Raw genomic sequence first — 26,946 nt, 5'->3', positions numbered from 1 at the left:
TAGCTTAGTCATTTGGAACGATCCAAACCCCCGGAGAGCCCCTGATGACCTTGTCCCGCCTGGCCCTCGCCCTGGCCTTGCTGCCCGGCATCGCCCTTGCCGCCACCGGCCACGCCGGCGACGTCGACCCGCGCATCGGCACGGGCGGCGACGGCCATACCTTCCCCGGCGCCACCGTGCCCTTCGGCATGATCCAGCTCTCGCCCGACACGGCGATGCCGGACTTCAAGCACGCCTACAAATGGGCCGCCGGCTACCAGTACGGCGACACCAGCATCATGGGTTTCTCGCACACGCACTTCTCCGGCTCCGGCCACTCCGACCTGGGCGACGTGCTGGTGATGCCGGTCGCCGGCGAGGTGAAGCTCGAGCCCGGTGACCCGGCCAAACCGGGCAGCGGCTACCGCTCGCGTTTCGACCACGCCAGCGAGGTCGAGCAGGCGGGCTACTACGCCGTCACCCTGGCCGACTACGGCATCCGTGCCGAGCTCACTGCCGGGCGGCGCGTGGGCTGGCACCGCTACACCTTCCCCAGGGGCAAGAGTGCGCACCTGCTGCTGGACCTGCGCCCGAGCATCTACGACTACCCCGGCAAGGTGCTGTGGTCGAAGCTGCAGGTGGCCGCCGACGGCACCGTCACCGGCTGCCGCACCACCCGCGGCTGGGCGCCGGGGCGCGAGCTGTGCTTCGCGATGCGCTTCAACCAGCCGATCGCCTCGCGCACGCTGTACGACCGCGAGAGCGACGTCCCTTACAAGGGCTTCAAGGGCCCGGGCAACCAGCCGATGGACCACGACGCGCAGAACGGCCGCGCGCTGGTCGGGGTGTTCGACTTCGGCACGCTCGCCAAGCCGCTGGAAGTGAAGGTGGCGATCTCGCCGGTCAGCGCCGCCAACGCGGTGGCCAATCTCGATGCCGACGGCAAGGGCTGGGACTTCGATGCCCGCCGCGCGCAGGCCAAGGCCGACTGGGACAAGGCGCTGGCGGTGATCGACGTCGACGCCTCCGCCACCGTGCGCAAGCAGTTCTACACCGCGCTCTATCACGCCATGCTCTCGCCGACGCTCAGCATGGACGTCAACGGCCAATACCGTGGCCCCGACCATGCCGTGCACCAGGCCAAGGGCTACGAGTTCTACTCGACCTGGTCGCTGTGGGATGTCTATCGGGCGCAGCAGCCGTTGATGGTGCTGCTCAATCCCCAACGTAGCACCGATTTCATCCGCTCGCTGATCGCCGCGCGCGAAGCGAGCCCGTTCGGCATCCTGCCGGTGTGGGCGTACCAGGGCCTGGAGACCTGGTGCATGATCGGCTACCACGCGGTGCCGGTGATTGCCGACGCGTACATCAAGGGCGTGCGCGGCTTCGACGCCGGCAAGGCGCTGGACGCCATGGTCGCCAGCGCCACCTATGCGCCCTACGGCGACCTGGCCGACTACATGAAGCTCGGCTACGTGCCGATCGACAAGGAGCCCGAGGGCGCTTCCAAGACGCTCGAATACGCCTACGACGACTGGTCGCTGGCGCAGATGGCCAAGGCGATGGGCCGCAAGGACGTTGCCGCCACCTTCGAAAAGCGCGCCGGCAACTGGAAGAACGCCTGGGATCCGCAGACCGGCTTCATGCGCGCGCGGCTTTCCGGCGGCGCGTTCCGCGCACCGTTCGATCCGGCCGCCGCCGGCTACGGCACCGACTACACCGAGGGCAACGCCTACCAGTACTCCTGGTACGTGCCGCAGGACGTGCCGGGTTTGATCAACGCCATGGGCGGTGATGCGAAGTTCGTGCAGCGGCTGGACGAGGTGTTCGACGCGAAGATCGACCCGGCCCATTTCAAGCACGTCGAGGACATCACCGGCCTGATCGGCTGGTACGCCCACGGCAACGAGCCCAGTCACCACATCGCCTACCTCTACGACTATGCCGGCGCGCCGTGGAAGACCCAGCAGCGCCTGAAGCAGATCATGGACAGCCAGTACGCCGCGCGCCCGGACGGCCTGGCCGGCAACGACGACCTGGGCCAGATGTCGGCCTGGTACGTGTTCACCGCGCTGGGTTTCTATCCGGTCACGCCGGCCAGCGACACCTACGCGATCGGCCGGCCGTTCGTGCAGCGCGCCACGCTGCACCTGAGCAACGGCAAGGACTTCACCGTCAGCGCCGCGCCGCTGGACGACGCGCATCCCTACGTCGGCGAGATCACGCTCAACGGCAAGCCGCTGGCCAGCCCGTTCCTGCACCACGCCCAGATCCTCGCCGGCGGCGAACTGCATTTCCGCATGCAGGCAGAACCGGCGCGGTAACGGCTCGAAGGGCGTGCGGCCTGCCCACGCTGCAGGCCCGCCGCTTTGAACCCTCTCCCCTCCGGGGAGAGGGCAGGGTGAGGGGCCGGGGCTCGCGGGGCGGTTGCTCGAGCGTGGCTTCTTGAAAAGCCTCCGGACAGGTGGGTTCAAGGCCAGTGCGGCCCCCTCACACCAACCCTCCCCCCGGAGGGGAGGGGGAGCATGGCGCCCCGTTCCCGGGCATCTCCGCGTCCCTTTGAACCCTCTCTCCTCCTGAACGAAGAAGCAGCGCGAGGCCGCGCCAGCCATCACCCGCGCCTAACGCCGCGCACGCTTTCATTGCACGTTTAGCCGGCCGTGGGCGGCAGGTCGTAAGCTCCGCCTGGTCGACGCGTCGTGAGGAACCCTCCCCGCATGCCCAGCCGCCATCGCGCCCTGCTGCCCGAGCTCCGCCGCGGCCTGCGCCACTGGCGCGTGCCGCGCTGGCGCATGGCCGGGCTGCTCTGCGCGGTGCTGGTGATCGTGCTGCTGCCGTACCTGGCCACGCGCACCAGCCACGAAGACGCGATGGAAGCGAGCCAACTGGTCACGCATTCCTCCGAGGTCAAGTCGCTCACCTACCGCATCGCCTACGTCACCCGCAGCAGCGAGGCGGCGATCCACCGCCTGCTCGAGGGCGACAAGGATCCCTCGCTGATCGACAACGCCCGCCTGGCCGGCAACGAAGTCCCCGCGCTGCTCGGCCAGCTCAGCGACATGACCCGCGACAACGCTGCCCAGCAGGCGGCGATCGGCGCGCTGGGCAACGTGGTCAACGGCCGGCTGGCGCTGCTGGAGCAGGCGCTTGCGCGCATCCGGCACGGCGACCGCGCCGGGGCCGTCGCCGCGTTGCACGACGCCGGCACGCTGTTCCGCATGGACCAGCAGATCGAGACGGTGGTGCGCAACGAGGGCACGGTGCTGATGGAGCGGCGCGCCCACGCCCGCCGCAGCGCCTTCGACAGCGGGCTGGTGCTGGCGATCACCTCGATCGCGCAGATCGTGCTGTTGTCGGTGATCGTGCTGGTTTCCGAACGCCAGATCGCCCGCCGCATGCGCGCCGAGACGCGCGAGAGCCAGGCGGTGCGCCGCGCGCAGATGATCGTGCGGGCGGTGCGCGAGCCGATCGCGCTGCTCAACGCGCAGTTGTGCACGCTGCTGGTGAACACCGCCTTCAGCGAGCTTTACGGCCTGCCGCAGGAGGATCAGCGCGAGCTGCGTCCGCTGCAGGAAGTGGGCGAGGGCGCCTGGACCGACGGCGCGCTGCTGCAGCGCCTGCGCGACGTGCTGCTGCACGACCGCGAGCTGTGGGACTACGAGCTGGTGCAGCGCACGGTCGGCGGCATCGATCGCCACGTGCTGGTCAACGCCCGGCGCCTGCAGCAGCACGACGGCGAGCAGCCGGTGCTGCTGCTCACCGTCAGCGACGTCACCGCCCGCGCGCTGGTCGAGCAGCAGGTGAAGGAACTCAACCGGCAGCTCGAAGGCAAGGTGGCGCAGATCTCCGACGTCAACCGCGAACTGGAGGCCTTCAGCTACTCGGTCTCGCACGACCTGCGCGCGCCGCTGCGCCACATCGCCGGCTTCACCGGCAAGCTCAAGCGCCATCTCGAGCAGCATCTGGATGAAACGGCCGCCCATTACCTGGACGTGATCGGCACCTCTGCCACCCGCATGGCGCAGTTGATCGACGACCTGCTGGTGTTCTCGCGGCTCGGCCGCGGCGCGCTCCGGCTGCAGGCGGTGGACATGCAGTCGCTGGTGGACGAGGCGCGCGCGCTGGCCCAATCGGAGGCGGGAGAGCGGACCATCGAGTGGACGATCGATCCGCTGCCGATCGTGATCGGCGACGAGAACATGTTGCGCACCGTCTGGCAGAACCTGATCGGCAACGCGGTCAAGTACACCGGCCGCCGCGAGGTGGCGCAGATCGCGGTGGCCGTGGAACGTGATCGCGACGGTGAATATGTCTTCACGGTGGCCGACAACGGCGCGGGTTTCAATATGGAATACGCCGGCAAGCTGTTCGGCGTGTTCCAGCGCTTGCACCGCGCCTCCGAATTCCCGGGCAACGGCATCGGACTGGCCAACGTGCGTCGCATCGTCGCGCGCCATGGCGGCCGGGTCTGGGCCGAGGCCGAACCGGAGCGCGGCGCGAGTTTCCACTTCTCGCTGCCGGCCACCGACCTGGCCGAGGCGCGTACCGCGAGGCGTCCGTCATGAACAACCGTCACCTGGGTCCCGTGTTGCTGGTCGAGGACAGCATGGCCGATGCCGAGATGGCCATGGACGCGCTGCGCGAGGCCAACCTGGCCAATCCGGTGGTGCACGTGGAGGACGGCGTGGATTGCCTGGACTACCTGCACTGCCGCGGCCCCTGGCTGGGCCGCGAGGCGGTCGACCCGTCGGTGATCCTGCTCGACATCAAGATGCCGCGCATGAACGGGCTGGAGGTGCTCACCCGCCTGCGCGAGGATGAACGATTGCGGCTGATCCCGGTGGTGATCCTGTCGTCCTCGCGCGAGGAGAGCGACCTGGCGCGCAGCTGGGACCTTGGCGTCAACGCCTACGTGATCAAGCCGGTCGACGTGGACCAGTTCTTCGAGGCGGTGCGAACGCTGGGCCGGTTCTGGGCGGTACTCAACCAGCTGCCCGAACACGAATGAGGAAGGCACGAGTGACGAAGGCTGGACGACGGAATGAAACAGGAGCGCAATAGACTGCATGCCCAATTCGAACATGCGCCCGCTGCCCACCATCCGCATCCTGCAGGTCGAGGACGACCCGCTCGACGCCGAACTGATCCAGGCCGAGCTGGACGCCGACGGCATCGACTACGTGGTGCGCCTGGTCGACGAGGAGGCCAGCTACAGCGCCTGCCTGGAGGAGTTCAAGCCGGACATCGTGCTTTCCGACCTGAGCCTGCCCGGCTTCTCCGGGCAGCGCGCGCTGGAACTGCTGCGTAGCCACGACGACGACCTGCCTTTCATCTACGTCTCCGCCACGCTGGGCGAGGAGGCGGCCGTGGAAGCGCTGCGCAACGGCGCCACCGACTACATCCTCAAGCAGAACCCCACCCGCCTGGCCAGCGCCGTGCGCCGCGCGCTGGCCGAAGCCGAGGCGTTGCGCGCCAAGCGCCGCGCCGAGGCGGAACTGATCCGCGCGCAGCGCTTCGAAAGCCTGGCGATGCTCGCCGGCGGCCTCAGCCACGACCTGCGCAACCTGCTGCAGCCGCTGCTGCTGGCCGGCGACAGCCTGCAGGACTACCAGGACGATCCGCGCCTGGCCCGGCTCGGCGCGCTGGTGCGCGACTGCGGCCGGCGCGGCCTGCAGATGGTGCAGTCGATGCTCTCCTTCGCGCGCGGCGCGCGCCGCGCCGAGCAGGTGCGCGTCGGTGCGTTGATGGACGCGCTGGGCCTGCTGTTGCGCGGCAGCGTGCCGCGCGCGGTGCAGATGGACCTGGAGGTCGACGATCGCGAACTCACCTTCGAGGGCAACCACACCGAGCTGCAGCAGGCGTTGCTCAACCTCTGCCTCAACGCGATCCAGGCGATGGGCGAGGCCGGAGGCCACCTGCGCATCGCCGCGGGCGAATGCGAGCTGGCGGAGGATTTTTTCCTGCCCGGCGAGCAGGCGCACCCCGGGCGCTACCTGTGCCTGACCGTGGCCGACACCGGTCCCGGCATGGCCCCGGAGGTACGCGAGCACCTGTTCGAGCCGTTCTACACCACCAAGGAAGGCGGCACCGGCCTGGGCCTGCTTTCCTGCAAGCGCATCGTCGCCAGCCACAACGGCGTGATGCGGCTGGACAGCGAGCCGGGTACGGGTACCGCGTTCCACCTCTACATTCCGATCGAGGAACCGGACGTCGAGGCGGCGGCGCAGGAAGAGCAGGGCGAGAGCCTGCTGGGCGAGGCCGAACGCGTGCTGGTGGTGGTGGAGGAGGCCGGCCCGCTGTCGCTGCTGGTCGACATCCTCGACGGCTACGGCTACCAGCCGCACGCCAGCCAGAGCGGCACCGCCGCGCTGCAGTGGATCGAGGCGCACGGCGTGCCCGACCTGGTGGTGATGGACGCGGACATGAACCTGTTCACCGGCGTGCGCACGCTGGCCGCGCTGATCGAGCACGGCTATCGCCGTTCGGTGCTGCTGCTGGCGCGGCCGGAAGCACCGCCTGACCTGGAGGAGCTGCCCAGGCTGGACCGGCTCTACCTGGTGGACAAGCCGATCAACACGCAGCAGTTGCTGCGGACGATGCGGCAGGCCTTGGGTGGGCAGGAGGCGGGGGAGTAGTCGCCGGACTGCTCTGGAAAGATGGAACCGACAGTGGGCAAAAGAAGGCTTTCCTGCGAGCCCCGGCCCCTCACCCCAGCCCTCTCCCCGAAGGGGAGAAGGGGGCAGGGCAGGTGGCGCCATCCCCTTCTGGGGAGAGGAGGCAAAGCGGGTCAGTCGATGCCGAGCTTCTTCAGCTTGTAGCGCAGGGCACGGAAGGTGATGCCGAGCTTCTTCGCCGCCGCGGTCTTGTTGTAGCGGGACTCTTCCAGCGCCTTGATGATCGCGGTGCGCTCGAGGTTGCTGATGTAGTCGTCCAGCGGCATGCCGCTGCCCGGGCCGGCGTGTGGCACCGGCGGCTGCGCGGCCACCGGGGCGCCCGGCTGCGGAGCATGCATGGCGGCGTGCGCGGCATTGACCGGCTCGGCCTGGCGCAGCGGGCGCTGCGGCAGCATGAGGTCCGAGGCGCCGATGGTGTCGCCCTCGCACATCGCCATGGCGCGTTCGAGGATGTTCTCCAGTTCGCGCACGTTGCCGGGAAAGTCGTATTCCTCCAGCGCCTGCTGCGCGTCCGGCTTCAGCCTGCCGGGCGTGCCGCCGCTCTTGGCGGCCAGCGAACGCAGGATGAAGGCGGCAAGCTGCGGCACGTCGCCCCGGCGCTCGCGCAGCGGCGGCACGCGAAGCTCGATGACGTTGATGCGGTAGAACAGGTCCTGGCGGAACTGGCCCTGCTCGACCAGCCGGGCCAGGTCCTTGTGCGTGGCCGACAGGATGCGCACGTCCACCGGCACTTCCTCGCGCGCGCCGATCGGGCGCACCGCCTTCTCCTGGATCGCGCGCAGCAGCTTCACCTGCATGTGCAGCGGCAGCTCGGCCACCTCGTCCAGGAACAGCGTGCCGCCGTGGGCGGCCTGGAACAGGCCTTCCTTGTCGGCGCTGGCGCCGGTGAAGCTGCCCTTCTTGTGGCCGAAGAACTCGCTCTCCATCAGCTCGGACGGAATCGCGCCGCAGTTGACCGGCACGAACGGCCCGCTCGCGCGCGGGCCCTGCTCGTGGATCAGCCGCGCCACCAGTTCCTTGCCCACGCCCGATTCGCCGGCGATGTACACCGGCGCCTGGTTGCGCGCGAGCTTGCCGATGGTGGCGCGCACCTGCTGCATCGCCGGCGAATCGCCGACCAGGCGGCCGGCGGCACCGGTCGCGGCAGAGGCACCGCCGCCGCTCTTGCGCTCCTCGGCCAACTGCAGCGCGGTGCGCACCAGCCGGCGCAGCATCTGGATGTCGACCGGCTTGGAGACGAAGTCGAAGGCGCCTGCCTTCAGCGCGTTCACCGCTGCGTCGACGTTGCCGTAGGCGGTGATCATCGCCACCGGCATGTCCGGATGGGTGGCCGCGATCAGTTCGATGACCTCATGGCCGGTGCCGTCGGGCAGGCGCATGTCGGTGAAGCAGAGGTCGTAGCTGCGTTCGCCCAGGGCCCGCCGTGCCTCGGCCACGGTGCCCACCGCCTCCACCTGCAGGTCCATGCGACCGAGCGTGATGGTAAGCAGCTCGCGGATGTCGCGTTCGTCGTCAATGACCAGGACGGTCTGTGCGGACATGGTTCTCTTTCGTCAGGCGGCAACAGCGAAAGGGTATAGCAGTTTGGCGACTCTGTGCTCTGATCAGGCCAAAGAAATGGCGTGATTACGCGCTTCACGCCCTGCTCCCTCTCCCCTTCGGGGAGAGAGCCGGGGTGAGGGGCCGGGGCTCGCCACGAACTGTGTTCTCCCTCCCCCCTTCGAGGAGAGGGCTGGGGTGAGGGGCCGGGGCTCGCCGCGAACTATGTTCTCCCTCTTCCCGAAGGGGAGACGAAACAGGGGCTCAGCCGGCATCTCCGCCGTCGGCCGGATGACGCGCCGGCGGTGTCAAGGTCAGGCGGAAGCAACTGCCGCCGCCGGCCACGCGCACGTATTCCAGCGAGGCCTGGTTCGCTTCGCTCATCTGCCGCGCCAGGTACAGGCCAAGGCCGGTGCCATATTCGTGCGTGGTGTAGAACGGCTCGAAAATCTGCGCCGCCACCTTGGGCGCGATGCCGGGACCGCGGTCGATCACCTCCAGGATCGGCACGCCGTGCTCTCCCCCGCGCACCACCACCATCACCCGCGCCGGTTCGCCGGGCATGCGGCCGTAGCGCAGCGCGTTCTGCACCAGGTTCCACACCACTTGCTGCAGCTGCTGCGGATCGGCCACCGCGGCCACCGGCACGGAGCCGGTGATCACCCGCAGCGAATCGCCACCGATGTCGTTGCCTTGCTTGTATTCCTCCACGAAGCCGTTGGCCCAGCGGCCCAGGTCCAGCGTCTCCGGGCGCGAGCGCTCCCGCCGAGAGAGCTGCAGGATGTTCTCGATGATCTCGTTGAGGCGCACGCAGTGGTTGTTGATGATCTCCACCATGCGCGCGTCGCTGGGTGTCAGTTCCCTGGACTCGGCCAGCAACTGCGCCGAGTAGCGGATCGCCGCCAGCGGATTGCGGATTTCGTGCGCGATGGAGGCCGACAGGCGGCCCAGCGAGCTGAGCGTCAGTTCCTCCGCGCGGCGGGACAGCAGCGAGGTGTCGTCGAGGAAGATCAGTACGTGCGAGTCGTCGTTCGGCGCCAGCCGGGTGAAGCGCGGCACCACCTCGGGCACGCCGTCGGCCAGTTGCGTGGCGGTCTCGTCCAGCTTGCCGGAGGTCATCCAGTGGTACAGCCGGCGCGAGAGCTCCGGCGCCAGCTTGCCCAGGTCGCGCTGGTCTGCCGGCGGGTTGCCCAGCAGCATCCAGGCCGATTCGTTGAGCTGGTGGATGCGGTTGGCGTCGTCCACCAGCAGCACGCCGGTCTTCATGCGCCGGATGATCAGCTCGTTGACCTGCGACAGGTTGGCCAGGTCCAGGCTGCGCTGTTCGGCCAGCGCCTCGGTGGCGCGCAGCTGGCGGCCGAGCACGTGGCAGAGCGTGGTGCTGGCGAAGTAGGCCAGGCCGAGCAGGCCCGATTCGAGCAGGTCGCCGTCGCCCGGCGCCTGGGCGATCAGCGTGTGGCCGAGCATGCCCAGCGTGGCCAGCGCGGCGAAGAAGCTGGACAGCCGCAACGGCAGCACCAGCGCGCCGGTGGACAGGTTCACCGCCAGCATCATGGCGATGCCGATGCGCGCCTCGTGGATCAGCCAGGCGGCCAGCACCGCCACCATGATGTCGACCACCAGCGCGCCGGACACTACCAGTTGCGCCTTGGCCATCGCGTGCCGGGTCTGCGCCAGCATGCCCACCGCGAACAGCAGGTAGACCCCGATCACCACGTAGGCCAGCAGCGGCTGCTGGACGGTCGGCCAGGTCAGTCGCGGCGAGCTCAGCGCCAGGCCGGCATAGACCAGCGCCTGCGCCAGCCGGAAGTAGTTGAGGAAGAACAGTTCGTGGCGGACCGCCGGTGCCGCGGGCCGGACTGGCTGGAAAACGGGCGGTTCGGCAGTGGGTATCGTGGGAGGCACGTTGACGGCTTCGGCGCGGCGTTCGGCCGAGTATAGACAGGCCCGCGTGCGCTGCCAGCGGCGAAGCGCACGGAGTGGGCCGCCAGGCGGCACTTTCCATCACGGGCGCCTTTGCGCGAAAATGCGCGGCCGTATTGCGCGATTTCCGCCCGGTGACCCGGAGCAGCGCGCACTGCACGCCGGCAGGGCGTCCCAAGGCCGCCGTCCGATCCCCTCCCGCGCCCACGCCGCCAAGGTGCGTGCGGCCCGATACGTTTTCCCGTTCGCTCGAGGTATAGGAATGAATTTCCACGAGTACCAGGCCAAAGAGCTGTTCGCGCAGTACGGCATCACCGTACCGCCGGGCAAGGTTGCCAACTCCCCCGACGCCGCCGTCGACGCCGCCAAGGCGTTGGGCGGCTCGCAGTGGATGGTCAAGGCGCAGATCCACGCAGGCGGCCGCGGCAAGGCCGGCGGCGTCAAGTTCTGCAAGAGCCTCGACGACGTGCGCGCTGCCGCCAAGGGCATGCTGGGCACCAACATGGCGACCTACCAGTCCGCCGGCCGCGCGCTGCCGGTGAACCTGGTGCTGGTGACCGACGCCACGAATATTGCGAAAGAGCTTTATCTCTCGGTACTGGTCGACCGTGATTCCAAGTCGGTGTCGTTCATTGCCTCCAAGCACGGCGGCGTGGACATCGAGCAGGTCGCCCGCGACACGCCCGAGGATATCCACACGATCGTCGTTGATTTCGTGGAGGGGTTGCAGCCCTACCAGTGCCGCAACCTCGGCTTCGCGATGGACCTTACGCCCAAGCAGGTCAACCAGCTGACCAAGATCATGCTGGGCCTGTACAAGCTGTTCAACGAGAAGGACCTGTCGCTGGTGGAGTTGAACCCGCTGGCGATCCTCGAGGACGGCAACCTGGCCGCGCTCGATGGCAAGGTGAACTCCGACGACAACGCGGACTTCCGTCATCCCGAGCTGGTCGCCATGCGCGACCTGAGCCAGGAAGACCAGGCCGAAGCGGCCGCGGTCCAGCACAACCTCAACTACGTGACCATGGACGGCTCGATCGGCTGCATGGTCAACGGCGCCGGTCTGGCAATGGCCACCATGGACGTGATCAAGCTGGCGGGCGGCGAGCCGGCCAACTTCCTCGACGTCGGCGGCGGCGCCACCAAGGAGCGCGTGACCGAGGCGTTCAAGCTGATCCTGTCTTCGGACAAGGTGAAGGCCATCCTGGTCAACATCTTCGGCGGCATCGTGCGCTGCGACCTGATCGCCGAGGGCATCATCGCCGCGGTGAAGGAAGTGGGCCTGACCATCCCGGTGGTCGTGCGCCTGCAGGGCACCAACGTGGAGAAGGGCCGCGAACTGCTGGCCAACTCCGGCCTGGCGATCACGCCGGCCGACGATCTCAACGACGCGGCGCAGAAAGCCGTGGCCGCCGCGAAGTGAGGAGCGAGAAAGCATGAGCGTTCTGGTCAACAAGAACACCAAGGTGCTGGTGCAGGGCTTCACCGGCCAGCAGGGCACCTTCCACGCCGAGCAGGCGATCGACTACGGCACCAAGATCGTCGGTGGCGTGACCCCCGGCAAGGGCGGTTCCGAGCACATCGGCCTGCCGGTCTTCAACTCGATGGAAGAAGCGGTCGCCGAAACCGGTGCCGACGCGTCGGTGATCTTCGTGCCGCCGCCGTTCGCGGCCGACTCGATCCTCGAAGCGATCGACGCGGGCATCCGCGTAATCGTGGCCATTACCGAAGGCATTCCGGTACTCGACATGCTGCGCGTGAAGAACGTGCTGGCGCAGCATCCGGAGACCGTGCTGATCGGTCCGAACTGCCCCGGCATCATCACTCCGGGCGAGTGCAAGATCGGCATCATGCCGGGCCACATCCACCAGCCGGGCAAGGTCGGCATCGTGTCGCGCTCCGGCACGCTGACCTATGAGGCCGTGTTCCAGACCACCAACGAGGGCCTGGGCCAGTCCACCTGCATCGGCATCGGCGGCGACCCGATCAACGGCCTGAACTTCATCGACTGCCTGAAGCTGTTCCAGGACGATCCGCAGACCGAGGGCATCATCATGGTCGGCGAGATCGGCGGCAGCGCCGAGGAAGACGCGGCCGAGTTCATCGGCGAGTACGTGACCAAGCCGGTGGTGTCCTTCATCGCCGGTGCGTCCGCCCCGGCCGGCAAGCGCATGGGCCACGCCGGCGCGATCATCTCCGGCGGCAAGGGCACCGCGGCGGCCAAGTTCGCGGCGCTGGAAAAGGCGGGCGTGACGACGGTGAAGTCGCCGGCGGATCTCGGCAAGACGCTGGCGAAGTTGATGAAGTAAGCGTGCGATATCTGCGCACGCCAAAAGGCCACGCGAAAGCGTGGCCTTTTGCTTTCGTGCCTCCCCGCAAGGCTTCCCCATCCGCCCTTCGGGCACCTTCCCCCGTAAACGGGGAAAGGACCAAAACGCCGCAGCCCCCGTTCCCGAGCCTTCCCCGCGAACGCGGGGAAAGTGCCGACAGGCGGATGGGGGCGACCCGCCGCAGCCTTGGTTTTTCGAGCGCTCACACCTTTCGCTCCTCCCGTAAACGGGGGAAGGACCAAAACGCCGCAGCGCCCGTTCCCGGGCCTTCCCCCGCGAACGCGGGGGAAGGTGCCGACAGGCGGATGGGGGCGGCCCCGCCTCAGACCTGGTTTTCGAGCTGCTCACACCCCTCGCTTATCATGTGCGCCTCCCACTGCCGCCCGCCCAGATGACCACCCAACTCCGCCTCGCCCTGGCCCAGTTCGACTTCCCCGTCGGCGCCGTCGCCGCCAACACCACGAAGATCCGCGAACTGATGACCCGGGCGCACGCCGGAGGCGCTGACCTGGTGGCGTTCCCGGAACTGGCGATCAGCGGCTATCCGCCCGAGGACCTGCTCATACGCCCCAGCTTCCTGCAGGCCTGCAACGAGGCGATCGCCGCGCTGGCCGAAGACACCGATGGCCTCACCGCGCTGGTCGGTTTCCCGCACAGCGAGGGCGAGGTCTACAACGCCGCCGCGCTGCTGCGCGAGGGCCGCATCGAGTGCATCGCGCACAAGCAGGCGCTGCCCAACTACGGCGTGTTCGACGACAAGCGCTACTTTCGCCCCGGCCACGCCAGCGCCACCGGCATGGTCAACGGCGTGCGGGTGGGCTTCCTGGTCTGCGAGGACATCTGGGAGCCCGAGCCGGCGGCGCAGGCCGCCAGTACCGGCGCCGAGCTGATCATCGTGATCAACGCCTCGCCCTGGGACGACGCCAAGCAGGCCACGCGCGAGGCGCTGCTCACCGCGCGCGCGAAGGAAACCGGCTGCGCCATCGTCTACCTCAACCTGGTCGGCGGGCAGGACGAGGTGGTGTACGACGGCGCCTCGCTGCTGGTCAATGGCGACGGCTCGATCGCCGCGCGCGCACCGGCCTTCGTCGACGCGCTGCTGTGGGCCACGTTCGATTCGGCCAGCCGCACGCTGCGTGCGGACAACTGGCCGGCGGCTGCCGACACGCGCCCGGAAGCCGTGCTGTATGCCGCGCTCGTCCGTGGCATCCGTGACTACATCGACAAGAACGGTTTTCCCGGCGTGCTGCTGGGCCTTTCCGGCGGCATCGACTCGGCGCTGACGCTGGCGCTGGCGGTCGATGCCCTCGGCCCCGGGCGCGTCACCGCGGTGATGCTGCCCACCCGCTACACCTCGAAGCTCTCGCTGGACGGCGCGCGCGAGCAGGCCGAGCGCCTGGGCGTGGCCTACCACGTGATCGACATCGAGCCCACCTACCAGAGCTTCCTGGCGGCGCTCACGCCCGCCTTCGCCGGCAAGACCGCGGACACCACCGAGGAAAACCTGCAGTCGCGCACCCGCGGCGTGATGCTGATGGGTCTCTCCAACAAGCACAGCCACCTGCTGCTGGCCACCGGCAACAAGAGCGAGATGGCGGTCGGCTACGCCACGCTGTACGGCGACATGTGCGGCGCCTATGCGCCGCTCAAGGACGTCTACAAGACGGTGGTGTACCGGCTCTCGCGCTGGCGCAACGAAGCCGGCCCGGCGATCCCGCCCGCGGTGATCGACCGTCCGCCTTCGGCCGAGCTGCGCGAGGACCAGACCGACCAGGATTCGCTGCCGCCCTACGACGTGCTCGATGCGATCCTCCAGCGCTTCATCGAGGGCGAGCAGTCGCAGGCCGAGATCGCCGCCGCCGGCTTCGACCCGGACACGGTGCGCCGGGTCGCCAGCCTGGTGCTGCGCAACGAGTTCAAGCGCCGCCAGGCTGCGCCGGGCCCGCGCGTGACCACCCGTGCCTTCGGCCGCGAGCGGCGCTACCCGATCACCTCCGGCTGGAAATGATGGCTAGGCCCGGTAAGTCCGTTGGCCACCTCCACAGGCCAACGGGCGAAGGCCTTCCGTGCATGGGCGTCGGGTGGGTGTGACGCTGATGTGCCAGATCCTCGCTTCGGGCGCGGCGGGCTGAAGCGGCATCAAAAAAAATGCCCCGGAAGGGGCATTTTTTCAGTGGTGTCCCGAGAAGGGCACCATCTTGCGCAGCGTCGAAGGCGCATGCGGCCATTTCGGATCGGTGAGATACGGGTGATCCGGGTAGTTCAGCGCCAGCACCTTGCGCACGTTCTCGGCTTGCTGCTTCTGGTCCAGCGCCAGGTAGCTGCGGGCCAGGATCGCCAGCGCGTCGCCGGTCTGCGGTGCCTGCTGGTAGTGCTCCACCACGTACTGCGCGCGATCGGCCGAGGCCACGTAGGCCTTGTTGCGCAGGTAGAACTTGGCCACGTTGATCTCGTATTCCGCCAGCACGTTGCGCAGGTAGATCATGCGCTGGCGCGCATCGGCGGTATAGGCGCTGTCGGGATAGCGGCGGGCCAGTTCGGAGAAGTCGTCGAAGGCCTGCAGGTTGTACGCCTGATCGCGGCGCGACTGCGAGCTGTTGCGCGGGAAGAAGCGCTCGATCACGCCGCTGGTGCGGTCGAAATTGATCAGGCCGCGCAGGTAATAGGCATAATCGACATGCTTCTGGGTCGGATAGGTCTTGATGAAGCGGTTGATCGTCGAGTAGGCGTCGTCCGGCTGGTTGTCCTTGTACTGCGAATAGGCCAGCTCCAGCTGCGACTGTTCGTTGTAGTCCCCGGACGGGAAGCGCGCGATCAGGCGCTGGTAGGCCTTGGTGGCCGCCGAGTAGTCGCCGTTCATGAGGTCGTCGTGCGCCTTGGTGTAGAGCTTCTCCACCGGCATGGTGTCGATGCTCTCGCGCTTGTGGCCGAACATCGAGCAGGCGCCCACGGACAGGCCGAGAACCAGCACGGCAAGCAATTTGAAGAATAGGCGCATTGGGAAATTTGTATGGATGTGATCGTGGGGATGATAGCCCAAACCGCCAGCCACCCGCGGAGGGCGGCATGACCGTCATCCGGCACGAGGCGCAGGTGCCCCTGTCGGCGGCAGGCAGGCGCTTCGACCAGGCGCTGGCCGAGATGTTCCCGGATTATTCCCGCTCGCGCCTGGCCGGCTGGATCAAGGCCGGCGCGGTCACCCTGGACGGCGCCGTGGCGCCGCCGCGCCAGCTGCTGCGCGGCGGCGAGCAGGTGCGGCTGGAGGCCGAGCTGGCCAACGAGGTGGAGAGCGCGCCGGAGGCGATCGACCTGGCGATCGTGCACGAGGACGCCCACCTGCTGGTGCTGGACAAGCCGGCCGGCCTGGTGGTGCATCCGGGCGCCGGCAACCCGGCCGGTACGCTGCTCAATGCACTGCTGCACCACGACCCGAAGCTGGCCGAGCTGCCGCGCGCCGGCATCGTGCACCGGCTGGACAAGGACACCTCCGGCCTGATGGTGGTGGCCAAGTCGCTGGCCGCGCACACGGCACTCGTGGAAATGCTCTCGCGCCACGCAGTGGAACGGCAGTACGAGGCGGTGGTGCTGGGCACGCTGGTGGCCGGCGGCACCGTCGATGCGCCGATCGGCCGGCACATGGGCGACCGCCTGCGCCAGGCCGTGCGCGACGAGGAGGACGGCAAGCACGCCGTCACCCACTACCGCCTGCGCGAACGCTTCCGTGCGCACAGCCTGATCCAGTGCAACCTGGAAACCGGGCGCACCCACCAGATCCGCGTGCACATGGCGCACATCCACCACCCGCTGGTGGGCGATCCGCTGTACGGCGGCAGCCTGCGGCTGCCCAAGGGCGCCACGCCGGAACTGGTCGCCGCGCTGCGCGGCTTCCGCCGGCAGGCGCTGCATGCCGAGCGGCTGGCCTTCGAGCATCCGGTGACGGGTGAGGCGATGGCGTTCGAAGCGAAGCGGCCGGAGGACTTGGAAGCGCTGGTCGCCACCTTGCGGTCCGATGCGCTGGAGCACCGCGAGGCGTAGCGGCAAAGCCGCTCCAGGCAATCCCGGCACCTACCGGCGGTACGAGGGAGAGGGCGCGACTCCGCGGTATGCTTGAGGCTCCCCGTGACGGCCATCCCCATGACCGAACCCTGGATCCTCCCCGACTGGCCCGCGCCGCGCGGCGTGCATGCGGCGGTCACCACCCGCCATGGACCGGGCATTTCGGCCGGCCCCTATGCGCGCTTCAACCTGGGCCTGCGCAGCGGCGATGCCGCCGAAGCGGTCGCCAGCAACCGCGACGCCCTGCACCATGCGCTCGACCTGCCGGCCGCGCCACGCTGGCTGCGCCAGGTGCACGGCACCATGGTGGCGCAGCTGGGCCCGCTCGCCAGCGCGGATGAACCACAGGCGGACGCGGCGGTCGCGCACCTGTCCGGCACGGTGCTGGCGATCCTCACCGCCGACTGCATGCCGGTGTTGTTCTGCAGCGAGGACGGCGCACGCATCGGCGCCGCCCACGCCGGCTGGCGCGGCCTGGCCGCCGGCGTGCTGGAAGCGACGGTCGCGGCGATGGGCACCGCGCCGACTCGCCTGCTGGCATGGCTGGGACCCTGCATCGGTGCCGTGTCCTACGAGGTAGGCGAGGAGGTGCGAACGGCCTTCGTCGAGCGCAGCCCGGAGGCAGCCAACTGCTTCACGGCGACACGGCCCGGCCATTGGCATTGCGATCTCGCCGGCCTGGCCCGGCAGAGGCTCGCCGCGGCGGGCGTGACGCGCGTCCATGGCGGCGGCTTCGACACGTTCGCCGACCCGCGCTTCTATTCCTATCGCCGCGACGGCGCCAGCAGCGGCCGCTTCGCCAGCGTGATCTGGCGCGATTGAAAATGGACGCAGGGTGGGCTTCAGCCCACCCTGCCCATGCAAGAGCGATGGACTGAAGCCCACCCTGCGAATGGCTCAGCCGATCGAGGGAATGCTCGCCACGCCGGCCTCGATCGCCGCGCGATGCACTGCGCAACGCGGCAGCATCCGCGCGAAGTAGAACCTCGCGGTGTCCCGCTTTGCCTGCTTGAACGCCGATTGCGTGCTGCCCTCGGCCGCGGCGACGCTGCGCGCCCACATGTAGGCCAGTGCGACATAGCCGGAGTAGTAGAGGTAGTCCACCGCAGCCGCGCCCAGTTCTTCCGGGTTGGCCTGCGCGCGCTCGGCCAACGCCATCGTCAGTGCCTGCCACTCCTTGGCCGCCTTGCCCAGCGGCGCGACGAACTCGCCCAGCAACGCATCGCCTGCGTGCTGCTGGCAGAAGCCGCCGATCTCCTCCAGAAAGTGGCGCAAGCCCGCGCCCTTGAGCTGCATGATCTTGCGACCCAGCAGGTCCATCGCCTGGATGCCGGTGGTGCCCTCGTACAGCGTGATGATGCGCGCGTCGCGCACGAACTGCTCCACGCCGTTCTCGGTGATGTAGCCGTGGCCGCCATAGATCTGCACGGCTTCCTTGACGCTCTCCTGCGCCAGTTCGGTGAGCACGCCCTTGACGATCGGGATCAGGAAGGCGACCAGTTCGCCGGCCTTCGCCCGCGCGGCCTCGTCGGCGGCGCGCTCCTCGATGTCCAGTTGCAGCGCGGCGTAGAGCATCAGTGCGCGGCCGCCCTCGACGATCGCGCGCTGGGTCAGCAGCATGCGGCGCACGTCCGGATGCACCAGCAGCGGATCGGCCGGTTTGTCCGGCTGCACCGGGCCGCTCAGCGCGCGGCCCTGCAGGCGCTCGCGCGCGTAGTTCAGGCTGTTCTGCAGGCCGCGCTCGGCCAGGCCGATGCCCTGCACGCCGACCGCCAGGCGCGCCGCGTTCATCATGGTGAACATGCCGAACAGGCCCTTGTGCGGCTGGCCGATCAGCCAGCCTTCGGCGCCGTCGAAGTTCATCACGCAGGTCGGCGAGGCGTGGATGCCCATCTTGTGCTCGATGGCGCCGGCCGCCACGGCGTTGCGTTCGCCCATCTTGCCGTCGCGCGCGACCTTGAACTTGGGCACCACGAACAGCGAGATGCCGCGGCTGCCGGCCGGCGCGTCGGGCAGGCGCGCCAGCACCAGATGGACGATGTTCTCGGTAAGGTCGTGCTCGCCGGCGGTGATGAAGATCTTGGTGCCGGTGACCCGGTAACTGCCGTCGCCGGCGGGTTCGGCGCGCGTCTTGAGCAGGCCGAGGTCGGAACCGGCCTGCGGCTCGGTCAGGCACATGCTGCCGCACCAGCGGCCCTCGACCATGGGCTTGAGGAAGACGTCCTTCTGCCAGTCGTCGCCGTGCAACTGCAGCGCATGCGCGGCGCCCTGGCTGAGCAGCGGGTAGTTGCCCCAGGCCAGGTTGGCCGAGTCGAGCATCTCCTTCATCGCCACGCCGATCACTTCCGGCAACGCCTGGCCGCCCATCGCCTCGGGCATGGTCAGGCCCGCCCAGCCGCCCTCGACGTAGGTGCGGTAGGCCTCCCTGAAACCCTTCGGCGTGGTCACCGTGGCGGTGGCCTTGTCGAAGTGGCAGCCCTCGGCATCGGCCGATGCGTTCAGCGGGGCGAGCACCTGCTCGTTGAAGCGCGCCGCTTCCTCCAGCACCGCGTCGAGCAGGTCGCGGGTGTGGCCCTCGCCGCCGGCGAGCGGGGTCAACGTAGCCTCCGCGCGGAACAGGTCGTGCAACACGAAGCGCATGTCGTCGAGCGGGGCCTTGTAGATCGTCATCGATGTTTCCTCGAGGAAGCGTAGGGCGGGCTTCAACCCGCCATCACGGTGCGAAAGGGTTCGGATCATCGCCAGGTGTTGGCGATGCCCGGCGCGGGCGAGAGCCAGTCCTTGCCGGAGAAGTCGAAATCGCGCGGCTCCTTCTCCTGCTCGGGCTTGGCGCGCACGGTGCCGGAAAGGGTGTAGGGCAGGGCGCCGGCGCTGCCCTTGGCAGCGCTGGCGGCGAGCGCCCTGGCCATGGCGGTGGTCGGCAGCACGTCGATCTGCACGATGTCGCCGGCGAAGGCGGGTATGTCGCGATCGAAGCCGCCGTGCACGCGCACCGGCACGCTGTCGGCCATCGCAAGCTGCGCGTCGAGCTCGGTGAAGTCCATGCCGCCGTAGCTGTTGTTCTGGATGCGCACGGTCAGCCGCCAGGCGCCCGAGGGCTGCAGCACCAGTTGCTGGATGCTCACGGTGGGCGGGAACACGCTCTTGCGCGGCGGGCCGCAGGCAATCAGGCCCAGGGCAAGCGACAGCGGGAGGATCCAGCGCAGGAAACGCATCGTGGGCTTCTCCAAACGATCGTTCGAATTCCTGATTCTAACCATAGCCGGCGCGTCTGCGTCAGCCGTCGTGCCAAGCGGCCGCCACCGTTTCGACCAGCGCTCGCTGCAGGTTTCGCCGCGCGCGGCGAACGGGCATCATCAGCGTCTTTCGCCCCAAGGTTCCCCACGCATGCTCCGTCGCTACGTCGCCCGCCGCTCCCCCATCCATGGCAACGGGGTGTTCGCCACCGCGCCGATCAGGAAGGGCGAGGAGATCGTCGAGTACAAGGGCACGCTGATGACCCACGAGGAGGCCGACGCGATGTACGGCGACGGCGGCGAGACCGGGCATACCTTCCTGTTCACGCTCAACGACGACTACATCATCGACGCCAACCGCAAGGGCAACACCGCGCGCTGGATCAACCACAGCTGCGCGCCGAACTGCCGTGCGGTGGTGGAGGAGAGCGAAAGCGGCGATCCGCGCAAGGATCGCGTGCTGATCGAGGCGATCCGCAACATCAAGCCGGGCGAGGAACTGACCTACGACTACGGCATCGTGCTGGACGTGCTCTATACCGCGCGGCTGAAGAAGCTGTGGGAGTGCCGCTGCGGTGCGCCGAACTGCACCGGCACGCTGCTCAAGCCCAAGGGCTGAACGCGCCGCCGAGCCTTCCCCCCGTTCACGGGGGAAGGTGCCGCAGGGCGGATGGGGGAGGCCTTGCGAAACGCTCCCCCAGGCATCCCGCCCGAGCGCGCCCCCATCCGCCTGTCGGCACCTTCCCCCGCGTTCGCGGGGGAAGGCTCGGCCTTGCAGGCTACGGCCTGTCGTAACGCGCGCACGACGCCCGCAAGACGCGCCACGCGCCATCCTCTTCGCTTGACCCGCAGGAGGATCGCCATGAGCCCATCGAAGAAACTCACCGGCCGCGCCATTGCCGTGCTCGCCACCGATGGTTTCGAGTATTCCGAGCTGACCGAGCCCAAGCGCCTGCTGGAAGAGGCCGGCGCGGACGTGCAGGTGATCGCCCCGGGCGACGCCAAGGAGATCAAGGGCTGGAAGGGCGGCGACTGGGCCGGCAGCGTGCCGGTGGACATGAAGCTGGAGGACGTCGATGCCGCCGACTTCGACGCGCTGGTGCTGCCCGGCGGCGTGATCAATCCGGACAAGCTGCGCACGCAGCCGGCGGCGGTGGAACTGGTGCAGTCCTTCGCGAAGGCGGGCAAGACGGTCGCGGCGATCTGCCATGGACCATGGACGCTGATCAATGCCGACCAGGTGAAGGGCCGCAAGGTGACTTCCTGGCCGTCGCTGCGGCAGGACCTGGAGAATGCCGGCGCCAAGTGGGAGGACCGCGAGGTCGTGCGCGACGGCAACCTGATCACCAGCCGCAAGCCGGACGACATTCCGGCGTTTGCCGATGCGGTGATCGAGGCGTTGGCGGCTTGATGCAGGTGGGCTCGAGGCGGGGCTTCCCCCATCCGCGCTTCGGGCATCTTCCCCCGTGAACGGGGGGAAGGATCGGACCAGGCGAGGCGCTTCGAGTAAGCCTTCGCGTTCGGGAACTAAGGACCCGAGCACGCGAAATGCTTCGGGTGAGCCTTCCCCCCGTTCACGGGGGAAGGTGCCGACAGGCGGATGGGGGCGCTCGTGCCTCAGCCCCTCAATCCTCCTCGACGTGGGGCTTCCAGGCGTCGGACAGCTGCTTCTGCACCGGCGGCGGCACCGGCTCGTAGTGGGAGAGATCCAGGCTGTAGCGTCCCTGGCCGCCAGTCATCGCCTTGAGCTCGGTGGGATAGTCCGTGAGCTCGGCCAGCGGCGCCTGCGCGCGGATCATCAGCTCGCCGCCGCGTTGCGTGTCCGTGCCCATGATGCGCGCGCGCTTGGCCGAAAGGCTGCCGGTGACGTCGCCCACGCTGCCTTCGGGGATGGCCACCTCCACGTCCACGATCGGCTCCAGCACGATCGGCCGCGCTTTGCCCACCGCATCCATGAACGCTTTCCTGCCGGCGCTGACGAACGCCACCTCTTTCGAGTCGACCGGGTGGTACTTGCCGTCGTACACGGTCACGCGCAGGTCCTGCATCGGGTAGCCGGCGATCGCGCCGGACTCCATCGCCTGGCGCACGCCCTTCTCGATCGCCGGAAGGAACTGGTTGGGAATCACGCCGCCCTTGACCTCGTCGACGAACTCGAAGCCGGCGCCGCGATCGAGCGGATCCACGCGCAGGAACACCTCGCCGAACTGGCCGGCGCCGCCGGTCTGCTTCTTGTGCCGGTGGTGGCCCTCGGCGTGTGCGGCGATGGTCTCGCGGTAGGCGATGCGCGGCGGATGCGTGTCCACCTCCACGCCGTAGCGTTCGCGCATGCGCTCGAGCATCACCTTCAGGTGCAGCTCGGACAGCCCGCGCACCACCGTCTCGTTCAGTTCCTTGTGGTGCTCCATGCGCAGGCACGGATCCTCCTCGGCCAGCCGCGCCAGCGCCTGCGAGAGCTTCTGCTCCTGTCCCTTGTGCCTCGGCGTGAGCGCCAGGCCAAACATCGGTTGCGGGAAATCCATTGGCGCCAGATGGATGCCGTCCTCCTCGTGCGAGTCGTGCAGCACCGCATCGAAGTGGATTTCCTCCACCTTGGCCACCGCCGCGATGTCGCCGGGGATCGCCTGCTCGATCTCCACGTGCGCCTTGCCGTTGAGCCGGAACAGGTGGCCGACCTTGAACGGCTTGCGCGAGTCGTCGACGAAGAGCTGCGTATCGCGCCGGACCGTCCCCTGCCACACGCGAAAGACGCCGAGCTTGCCGACGAACGGATCGTTGACGATCTTGAACACGTCCGCGATCACGTGCCTGGCCGGATCGCCATCGACGGTGACCGCCTCGCCCTGGCCGTTGGCGAAGGCCGGCGGATTGCCCTCGGCCGGGTTGGGCAACAGGCGGTCGGCCAGCTCCAGGAACTCGGCCACGCCCACGCCGGTGCGCGCGCTGACGAAGCAGATCGGCACCAGGTGTCCTTCGCGCAGGCATTGCTCGAAGGCATCGTGCAGCTGCTCGCGGCTGAGCGCGCCCTCGCCGTTGTCGAGGTAGGCGCCCATGGTGGCCTCGTTGATCTCCACCACCTGGTCGACGATCTGCTGATGCGCCGCGGCGAGCGAGGAGAAGTCGGTGGCACCGTCGTTGTGGAAGAAGCAGTCGAGCACGAGCTTGCCACCCTGCGCGGGCAGGTTCACCGGCAGGCATTCGGGGCCGAACTCCTCGCGCAGCATGTCGACCAGCGTGCCCAGCCGCGCGCCTTCGAAGTCGATCTTGTTGACCACCAGCACGCGCGCCAGGCCGCGTTGGCGGGCGCGTTCCATCATGCGCCGCGTACCGTGCTCGATGCCGTTGGTGGCGTTGACCACGACCGCCACCGTTTCCACCGCGGCGAAAGCCGGCAGCGTGGCGCCGCGGAAGTCCGCGTAGCCGGCGGTGTCGATCAGGTTGATGTGGCAGCCGTCGCGGTCGATGCTGGCGATGGCGCTGTCGATCGAATGGCCGCGCGCCTTCTCCTGCGCGTCGGTGTCCGACTGGGTGGTGCCGCGCTCGACCGAGCCCTGCGCCTGGATCACGCCGCCGGCATGCAGCAGGGCTTCGAACAGCGTGGTCTTGCCGCTGCCGGCGTGGCCGGCGAGCGCGATGTTGCGGATGTTTTCCGTGCTGTACGACACGAGACGTCCCTCCCTTGGCAAGGCGCGGGACTCGCATCGGCATGAACGGCGCCGCACGAGGCCGCGCATGGCGGCTGACGATGGCGGGCCGTCATGGTCGTCCTCAGGCGCGCGAGGCGCGGGCGGGGGCGGTCATGGCGGGGTGCGGCGGATGCCGCCTGCGTAGCCTTGTGCGATCCGTCCGCGCGGTCAAGCGGCAATGCGCACGGGAACCCCTCGAACACGTGACGGTCTTGCGAAGGCGGGCATGATGACGGCCCGCTGTCCCCACGCACGGAGCCATCTCCATCGTTTCCCCGCCGCAGGTCGAGCCCCATCGCTGGCAAGCCGCGTCGCCACCGCATCGCGGACTGGCGCCGCTGGACGAGGACACGCGCGCGCTGCTGCGCGCGTGGCGCGGCCGGCCGCCGCCGCCGCGCGAGCCCTGGCGCGTCCGCCTCGTGTTCGGCGTGGTGCTGGCGTTGCACGTGCTGTTCGGCGCCGTCGCGTGGTGGGAAATGCGGCCGCGGCCCGCGCGCGAAGTCGTCCACGTGAGGCTGGACGATGCCCTGCAGGTGCGCTTCATCGCGCGATCCCGCCCGGCCGCGCCCGCACCGCCGCCATCGATGCCGTCCCCGCCGTCCGTGCGGCGGCCCGCACCCGTGCGCGAACGGCCGCGCCCGAATGCGATGACCGCCAGCATCCCCGCGCCCGCGGCTTCGTCGCCACCCGTACCGCCGCGCCTGTTCGACCGCACCGGCCAGCCGCTGCTGCCTGCGCGCGCCGCCAGCACGGCCGCGCCGACGCCCGGCTACGTCCAGCGCATGCCGCAAGGCGACAGCCAGGTGATGAGCCACGACACCCCGATCAAGTACCAGGCCACCCGCTTCGAGAAAGACTTCCCGCCGCCGGACGAGACCATCGTCGGGCAGGGCATCCGCCGCGCATTGAGCGCCACGCACAGCAACGAGAACAAGTCGGTCGGCCTCGGCCACGGCATCCACCTGAAGTGCAAGACGCTGTTCGGCATCCCCACGCCGATGTGCGTCATGCCGCCGGCGCCGCCGTCGAAGAAGGACGGCGACGAACGCCTGAACATGGCGCCGGCGCCGCTCGCCAGGAAATTGGCGCCGCCCAAGCGCAAGCTTTCCGAATGCATCGCGCTCTACCGCGCCGGCAAGCCGTTGCCCCACGGCTGCCCGGTCGACACGCCCGACCGCGCGGTCGATGCCGAGTGCGCCGAGGCAACGCAGGCCGGCAAGCCGTTGCCGGCGCATTGCCGCAAGCCTTGAGGGTTTCCTGCAGGAGGCGCACCGCGAACCGATGGTCCTTCCCCCGTTCACGGGGGAAGGTGCCCGAAGGGCGGATGGGGGCTGCCTTGCGGGAAGGCAGCCAGGCAGCCCAAGAGCGCCACCATCCGCCTGTCGGCACCTTCCCCTCCCGTTCGCGGGGAAGGCTCGATGGGAAGGGGCGGGCGTGTGGATCCTTTCCCCATGCGCAAGGCGGAAGCGGGCGCACCCGTCAATAACCCACGGCTCATCCACCCCCGCAAGCTACACTTTCACCATGCCCCTGCCACCCGCGGACAAGCCAAGCGACTCGCCCGCCGATGCACACACGGTGGTCATGCTGCGCTCGCCACGCGACGCCGCCATGCGGGCCATCGTCTATCGCCGCCGGCGTGCCGAACGGCCGCGTGATCGGGGGCTGCGCATCGCCGGCATGGTCGGTGCGCTGCTGGTGCACCTGCTGGTACTGTTCGGCGCCATCCTGGGCCCGGCCTACGAGCTGCCGGAGCCGCCGCGCGACACCACGCCGTTGCAGGTTCGCCTGATCGACAAGCCGGAGCCGCCGCCCCCGCCACCGGTGCGCGGCACGCCGCCGAAGCAGGTGGGGCCGCGCCATCGCGGCCGTGCGGCCACGACCGCCGCCCGCACGGCCGAGCGCGCGCCGACCACGCAAAATCGGCCCGCGACGGCCACGCCCGATATTCCGGTCATCACCGTCACCGCGCCCAAGGCGACCATTCGCATCGCCGCCGTCGCCGCACCCGCGCCGCCGCTCGCGCTGCCCCATCCGCAGCCGACGCCGGACCTGGCGCCGGTGCCGCTGGCGGGCGCGCCGCCGCAGGTCAATCTGGACACGCCGCCCGCGGTCCGTCCGGTGCCGCCGAAGTTCCAGCCGGAGCCGATGCGCAAGGCGCAACTGGAGGGCAACCGGCCGATGCCCACGCCGCCTTCGCTGGCGCTGCCGGCCTTGCCTGCGCAGGCGCCGCCACCGATCGCCGCGCCGAGCATCGCGCTCGACCGCGTCGCGCCACCAACTGGCCAGCCGCCCAGCACGGTGACGCTGGTGCGCCCGCAGCCGGCCACGGCGCCTGCCGAGCCGCAGGTCGAGCCGATCCCGCTGCCGGCGCAGGCCGCGCCGACCATCAACCTCGCGCCGCAGGTCAGCGCACCCACGCCGGTCGTGCCGCGCGAACGGCCGCAGGTGCAGGCGCCCAGCATCCAGCTCGGCGAACCGCAGCTCACGGCCGTGCCGGTGGACACGGCCAAGGCCCCCGCCGCGCCGCAACCGGCCGCGCCCACCATCGAGGTGCCCAAGGCCGCCTCGCCCGCGGCGTCCATCACCCTGGCGCGTCCTCAGGCGGCCGCACTCACGCCGTCGGCCGAGCCTGCTGCGTCCGAAGCGACCGCCGCAGCCGCCTCCGCGGCGCAGAACAACGTCGCGCAACCGGCTAACGCGAACACGCCGGAGAATGCGCCCAGCAGCGCGCCCGACGCCACGCCGCAGGGCAGCGACAACGGCAATCCCGGCGCACGCGAAGTCGCGACCGAAGCCGCCAGCCGCAACGGTGCGCCGGCGCCGGCGGCAGGCCAGGGCAGCGGGCAGGGTGAGGGCAAGCAGGGCAAGGCACAGCCGGGCGCCGCGGCAGGCGCCGAACACGGCCGGCTCGGCAGCTACATCCAGCTCAAGCCGCGCGGCGACACCGACATCATGGAGCACAGTTCGCCCAACATCGGCTACCGGCCCACGCGGTTCGAGGGCGACTGGACGCCCGAGGGCGAGAGCTCCATCGACACTGCCCTGCGCCACGCGGTCGAGAAAACCACCGTCAAGCACACGTTCCACCTGCCGCGCGGCGTGCGTATCAACTGCAAGGTCAGCCCGTTGTTCCCGATCGCGCTGTTCGGCTGCGGCGGCGACCCGCCCGCCCAGGCCGCCAAGGACCCGGAACTCTACAAGCGCCTGGACCTGGCGCCGGCAAAGCCGCTAGATCCCACCGCATCCACCAGCGTGGCGAAGGCGCAGTCGGCCCCGGCACCCGCAGCCCCCATCCACCTGGACAACGCCGCGCAATGCGCCGCCGCCCGCGTCAGCGGCGGTCCGCTGCCGCCCGGCTGCCCGGGCGAGGGTCCGTTGTCGCCGCGACCGATACAGGCGCCGGCCGCGGCGGCCAGTTCATGGGTGCCTGCGAGCGACCAGTTCCACTGAGGCGAGGGCAGGTCTGGCGGAAGGCTGGCCATGCCTGATCCGGCAGCCGAGGGTGGCGAGGGTGTGTGCC

19 protein-coding genes are annotated in these 26,946 nt (G+C 69.3%); 13 read left to right on the top strand and 6 right to left on the bottom strand.

The window, feature by feature from the left end:
• Positions 1-44: 44 nt before the first annotated feature.
• The 4 genes from AAIL17_RS03255 (at position 45) to AAIL17_RS03240 (ending at position 6,614) form a co-directional block, all read left to right on the top strand.
• On the top strand, positions 45-2,303 hold the full coding sequence (locus AAIL17_RS03255) for a GH92 family glycosyl hydrolase (protein ID WP_424681379.1): 2,259 nt from the start codon (positions 45-47) through the stop codon (positions 2,301-2,303).
• Between the two features lie 468 nt (positions 2,304-2,771).
• The gene (locus AAIL17_RS03250) at positions 2,772-4,544 is read left to right on the top strand and encodes a sensor histidine kinase (protein ID WP_424681420.1); all 1,773 of its coding nucleotides are present in this window, start codon (positions 2,772-2,774) and stop codon (positions 4,542-4,544) included.
• The gene (locus AAIL17_RS03245; protein ID WP_424681378.1) at positions 4,541-4,987 is read left to right on the top strand and encodes a response regulator; all 447 of its coding nucleotides are present in this window, start codon (positions 4,541-4,543) and stop codon (positions 4,985-4,987) included. Before AAIL17_RS03250 ends, AAIL17_RS03245 begins: the two co-directional genes overlap by 4 nt.
• 58 nt (positions 4,988-5,045) lie before the next feature.
• Positions 5,046-6,614 carry a response regulator gene (locus tag AAIL17_RS03240; protein WP_424681377.1) on the top strand — a complete coding sequence of 523 codons (1,569 nt, stop codon included), beginning with the start codon at positions 5,046-5,048 and terminating at the stop codon, positions 6,612-6,614.
• 152 nt (positions 6,615-6,766) lie between these two features.
• Here AAIL17_RS03240 and AAIL17_RS03235 read toward each other — a convergent pair whose 3' ends face one another.
• Both AAIL17_RS03235 and AAIL17_RS03230 read right to left on the bottom strand, forming a co-directional pair.
• Positions 6,767-8,194 carry a sigma-54-dependent transcriptional regulator gene (locus tag AAIL17_RS03235; protein ID WP_424681376.1) on the bottom strand — a complete coding sequence of 476 codons (1,428 nt, stop codon included), beginning with the start codon at positions 8,192-8,194 and terminating at the stop codon, positions 6,767-6,769.
• A gap of 262 nt (positions 8,195-8,456) precedes the next feature.
• On the bottom strand, positions 8,457-10,085 hold the full coding sequence (locus tag AAIL17_RS03230) for a sensor histidine kinase (protein WP_424681419.1): 1,629 nt from the start codon (positions 10,083-10,085) through the stop codon (positions 8,457-8,459).
• 292 nt (positions 10,086-10,377) lie between these two features.
• Here AAIL17_RS03230 and sucC point away from each other — a divergent pair, with 292 nt between their 5' ends.
• From sucC to AAIL17_RS03215, 3 genes are all read left to right on the top strand, one after another.
• Positions 10,378-11,538, top strand: coding sequence for an ADP-forming succinate--CoA ligase subunit beta (gene sucC / locus AAIL17_RS03225; RefSeq protein WP_424681375.1), 1,161 nt, complete (start codon positions 10,378-10,380; stop codon positions 11,536-11,538).
• Positions 11,539-11,551: 13 nt separating this feature from the next.
• On the top strand, positions 11,552-12,424 hold the full coding sequence (sucD, locus tag AAIL17_RS03220) for a succinate--CoA ligase subunit alpha (RefSeq protein WP_424681374.1): 873 nt from the start codon (positions 11,552-11,554) through the stop codon (positions 12,422-12,424).
• Between the two features lie 412 nt (positions 12,425-12,836).
• Entirely contained in the window at positions 12,837-14,453 is a 1,617-nt protein-coding gene (locus AAIL17_RS03215; RefSeq protein WP_424681373.1) for an NAD+ synthase, read from the top strand.
• 162 nt (positions 14,454-14,615) lie between these two features.
• Here the strand turns inward: AAIL17_RS03215 and AAIL17_RS03210 are convergent, their stop codons facing one another.
• Positions 14,616-15,443, bottom strand: coding sequence for an outer membrane protein assembly factor BamD (locus AAIL17_RS03210; RefSeq protein WP_424681372.1), 828 nt, complete (start codon positions 15,441-15,443; stop codon positions 14,616-14,618).
• Between the two features lie 68 nt (positions 15,444-15,511).
• Between AAIL17_RS03210 and rluD the strand changes: the two genes are divergently transcribed.
• Positions 15,512-16,480, top strand: coding sequence for a 23S rRNA pseudouridine(1911/1915/1917) synthase RluD (rluD, locus tag AAIL17_RS03205; protein ID WP_424681371.1), 969 nt, complete (start codon positions 15,512-15,514; stop codon positions 16,478-16,480).
• A 99-nt stretch (positions 16,481-16,579) separates the two neighbouring features.
• Positions 16,580-17,323 carry a peptidoglycan editing factor PgeF gene (gene pgeF, locus AAIL17_RS03200; RefSeq protein ID WP_424681370.1) on the top strand — a complete coding sequence of 248 codons (744 nt, stop codon included), beginning with the start codon at positions 16,580-16,582 and terminating at the stop codon, positions 17,321-17,323.
• Positions 17,324-17,398: 75 nt separating this feature from the next.
• Here pgeF and AAIL17_RS03195 read toward each other — a convergent pair whose 3' ends face one another.
• Positions 17,399-19,171 carry an acyl-CoA dehydrogenase C-terminal domain-containing protein gene (locus AAIL17_RS03195; protein ID WP_424681369.1) on the bottom strand — a complete coding sequence of 591 codons (1,773 nt, stop codon included), beginning with the start codon at positions 19,169-19,171 and terminating at the stop codon, positions 17,399-17,401.
• 65 nt (positions 19,172-19,236) lie between these two features.
• Positions 19,237-19,716: a hypothetical protein gene (locus AAIL17_RS03190; RefSeq protein ID WP_424681368.1), complete on the bottom strand. Its 480-nt coding sequence runs from the start codon at positions 19,714-19,716 to the stop codon at positions 19,237-19,239.
• 172 nt (positions 19,717-19,888) lie between these two features.
• Between AAIL17_RS03190 and AAIL17_RS03185 the strand changes: the two genes are divergently transcribed.
• Both AAIL17_RS03185 and AAIL17_RS03180 read left to right on the top strand, forming a co-directional pair.
• Entirely contained in the window at positions 19,889-20,356 is a 468-nt protein-coding gene (locus tag AAIL17_RS03185) for an SET domain-containing protein (RefSeq protein ID WP_424681367.1), read from the top strand.
• Positions 20,357-20,599: 243 nt separating this feature from the next.
• Positions 20,600-21,148, top strand: coding sequence for a type 1 glutamine amidotransferase domain-containing protein (locus AAIL17_RS03180; protein WP_424681366.1), 549 nt, complete (start codon positions 20,600-20,602; stop codon positions 21,146-21,148).
• Between the two features lie 214 nt (positions 21,149-21,362).
• On the opposite strand, the gene fusA is transcribed toward AAIL17_RS03180, so the two are convergent.
• Entirely contained in the window at positions 21,363-23,402 is a 2,040-nt protein-coding gene (fusA, locus tag AAIL17_RS03175; protein WP_424681365.1) for an elongation factor G, read from the bottom strand.
• A gap of 440 nt (positions 23,403-23,842) precedes the next feature.
• Between fusA and AAIL17_RS03170 the strand changes: the two genes are divergently transcribed.
• Both AAIL17_RS03170 and AAIL17_RS03165 read left to right on the top strand, forming a co-directional pair.
• A complete protein-coding gene (locus AAIL17_RS03170) occupies positions 23,843-24,673 on the top strand; it encodes a hypothetical protein (RefSeq protein WP_424681364.1) in 831 nt (276 codons plus the stop codon).
• Positions 24,674-24,947: 274 nt separating this feature from the next.
• The gene (locus AAIL17_RS03165; protein WP_424681363.1) at positions 24,948-26,876 is read left to right on the top strand and encodes a hypothetical protein; all 1,929 of its coding nucleotides are present in this window, start codon (positions 24,948-24,950) and stop codon (positions 26,874-26,876) included.
• Positions 26,877-26,946 lie beyond the last annotated feature (70 nt).

It is taken from the genome of Frateuria sp. YIM B11624 (genome assembly GCF_049727805.1).
Taxonomy (GTDB): Bacteria; Pseudomonadota; Gammaproteobacteria; order Xanthomonadales; family Rhodanobacteraceae; genus Frateuria_A.
This window is presented reverse-complemented; position numbering and strand designations above follow the sequence as displayed.

Coding starts and splice junctions, on each gene's coding strand:
- AAIL17_RS03255 (WP_424681379.1), top strand. CDS start 45: ATGACCTTGTCCCGCCTGGCCCTCGCCCTGGCCTTGCTGCCCGGCATC.
- AAIL17_RS03250 (WP_424681420.1), top strand. CDS start 2,772: ATGGCCGGGCTGCTCTGCGCGGTGCTGGTGATCGTGCTGCTGCCGTAC.
- AAIL17_RS03245 (WP_424681378.1), top strand. CDS start 4,541: ATGAACAACCGTCACCTGGGTCCCGTGTTGCTGGTCGAGGACAGCATG.
- AAIL17_RS03240 (WP_424681377.1), top strand. CDS start 5,046: ATGCCCAATTCGAACATGCGCCCGCTGCCCACCATCCGCATCCTGCAG.
- AAIL17_RS03235 (WP_424681376.1), bottom strand. CDS start 8,194: ATGTCCGCACAGACCGTCCTGGTCATTGACGACGAACGCGACATCCGC.
- sucC (WP_424681375.1), top strand. CDS start 10,378: ATGAATTTCCACGAGTACCAGGCCAAAGAGCTGTTCGCGCAGTACGGC.
- sucD (WP_424681374.1), top strand. CDS start 11,552: ATGAGCGTTCTGGTCAACAAGAACACCAAGGTGCTGGTGCAGGGCTTC.
- AAIL17_RS03215 (WP_424681373.1), top strand. CDS start 12,837: ATGACCACCCAACTCCGCCTCGCCCTGGCCCAGTTCGACTTCCCCGTC.
- AAIL17_RS03210 (WP_424681372.1), bottom strand. CDS start 15,443: ATGCGCCTATTCTTCAAATTGCTTGCCGTGCTGGTTCTCGGCCTGTCC.
- rluD (WP_424681371.1), top strand. CDS start 15,512: ATGACCGTCATCCGGCACGAGGCGCAGGTGCCCCTGTCGGCGGCAGGC.
- pgeF (WP_424681370.1), top strand. CDS start 16,580: ATGACCGAACCCTGGATCCTCCCCGACTGGCCCGCGCCGCGCGGCGTG.
- AAIL17_RS03195 (WP_424681369.1), bottom strand. CDS start 19,171: ATGACGATCTACAAGGCCCCGCTCGACGACATGCGCTTCGTGTTGCAC.
- AAIL17_RS03190 (WP_424681368.1), bottom strand. CDS start 19,716: ATGCGTTTCCTGCGCTGGATCCTCCCGCTGTCGCTTGCCCTGGGCCTG.
- AAIL17_RS03185 (WP_424681367.1), top strand. CDS start 19,889: ATGCTCCGTCGCTACGTCGCCCGCCGCTCCCCCATCCATGGCAACGGG.
- AAIL17_RS03180 (WP_424681366.1), top strand. CDS start 20,600: ATGAGCCCATCGAAGAAACTCACCGGCCGCGCCATTGCCGTGCTCGCC.
- AAIL17_RS03165 (WP_424681363.1), top strand. CDS start 24,948: ATGCCCCTGCCACCCGCGGACAAGCCAAGCGACTCGCCCGCCGATGCA.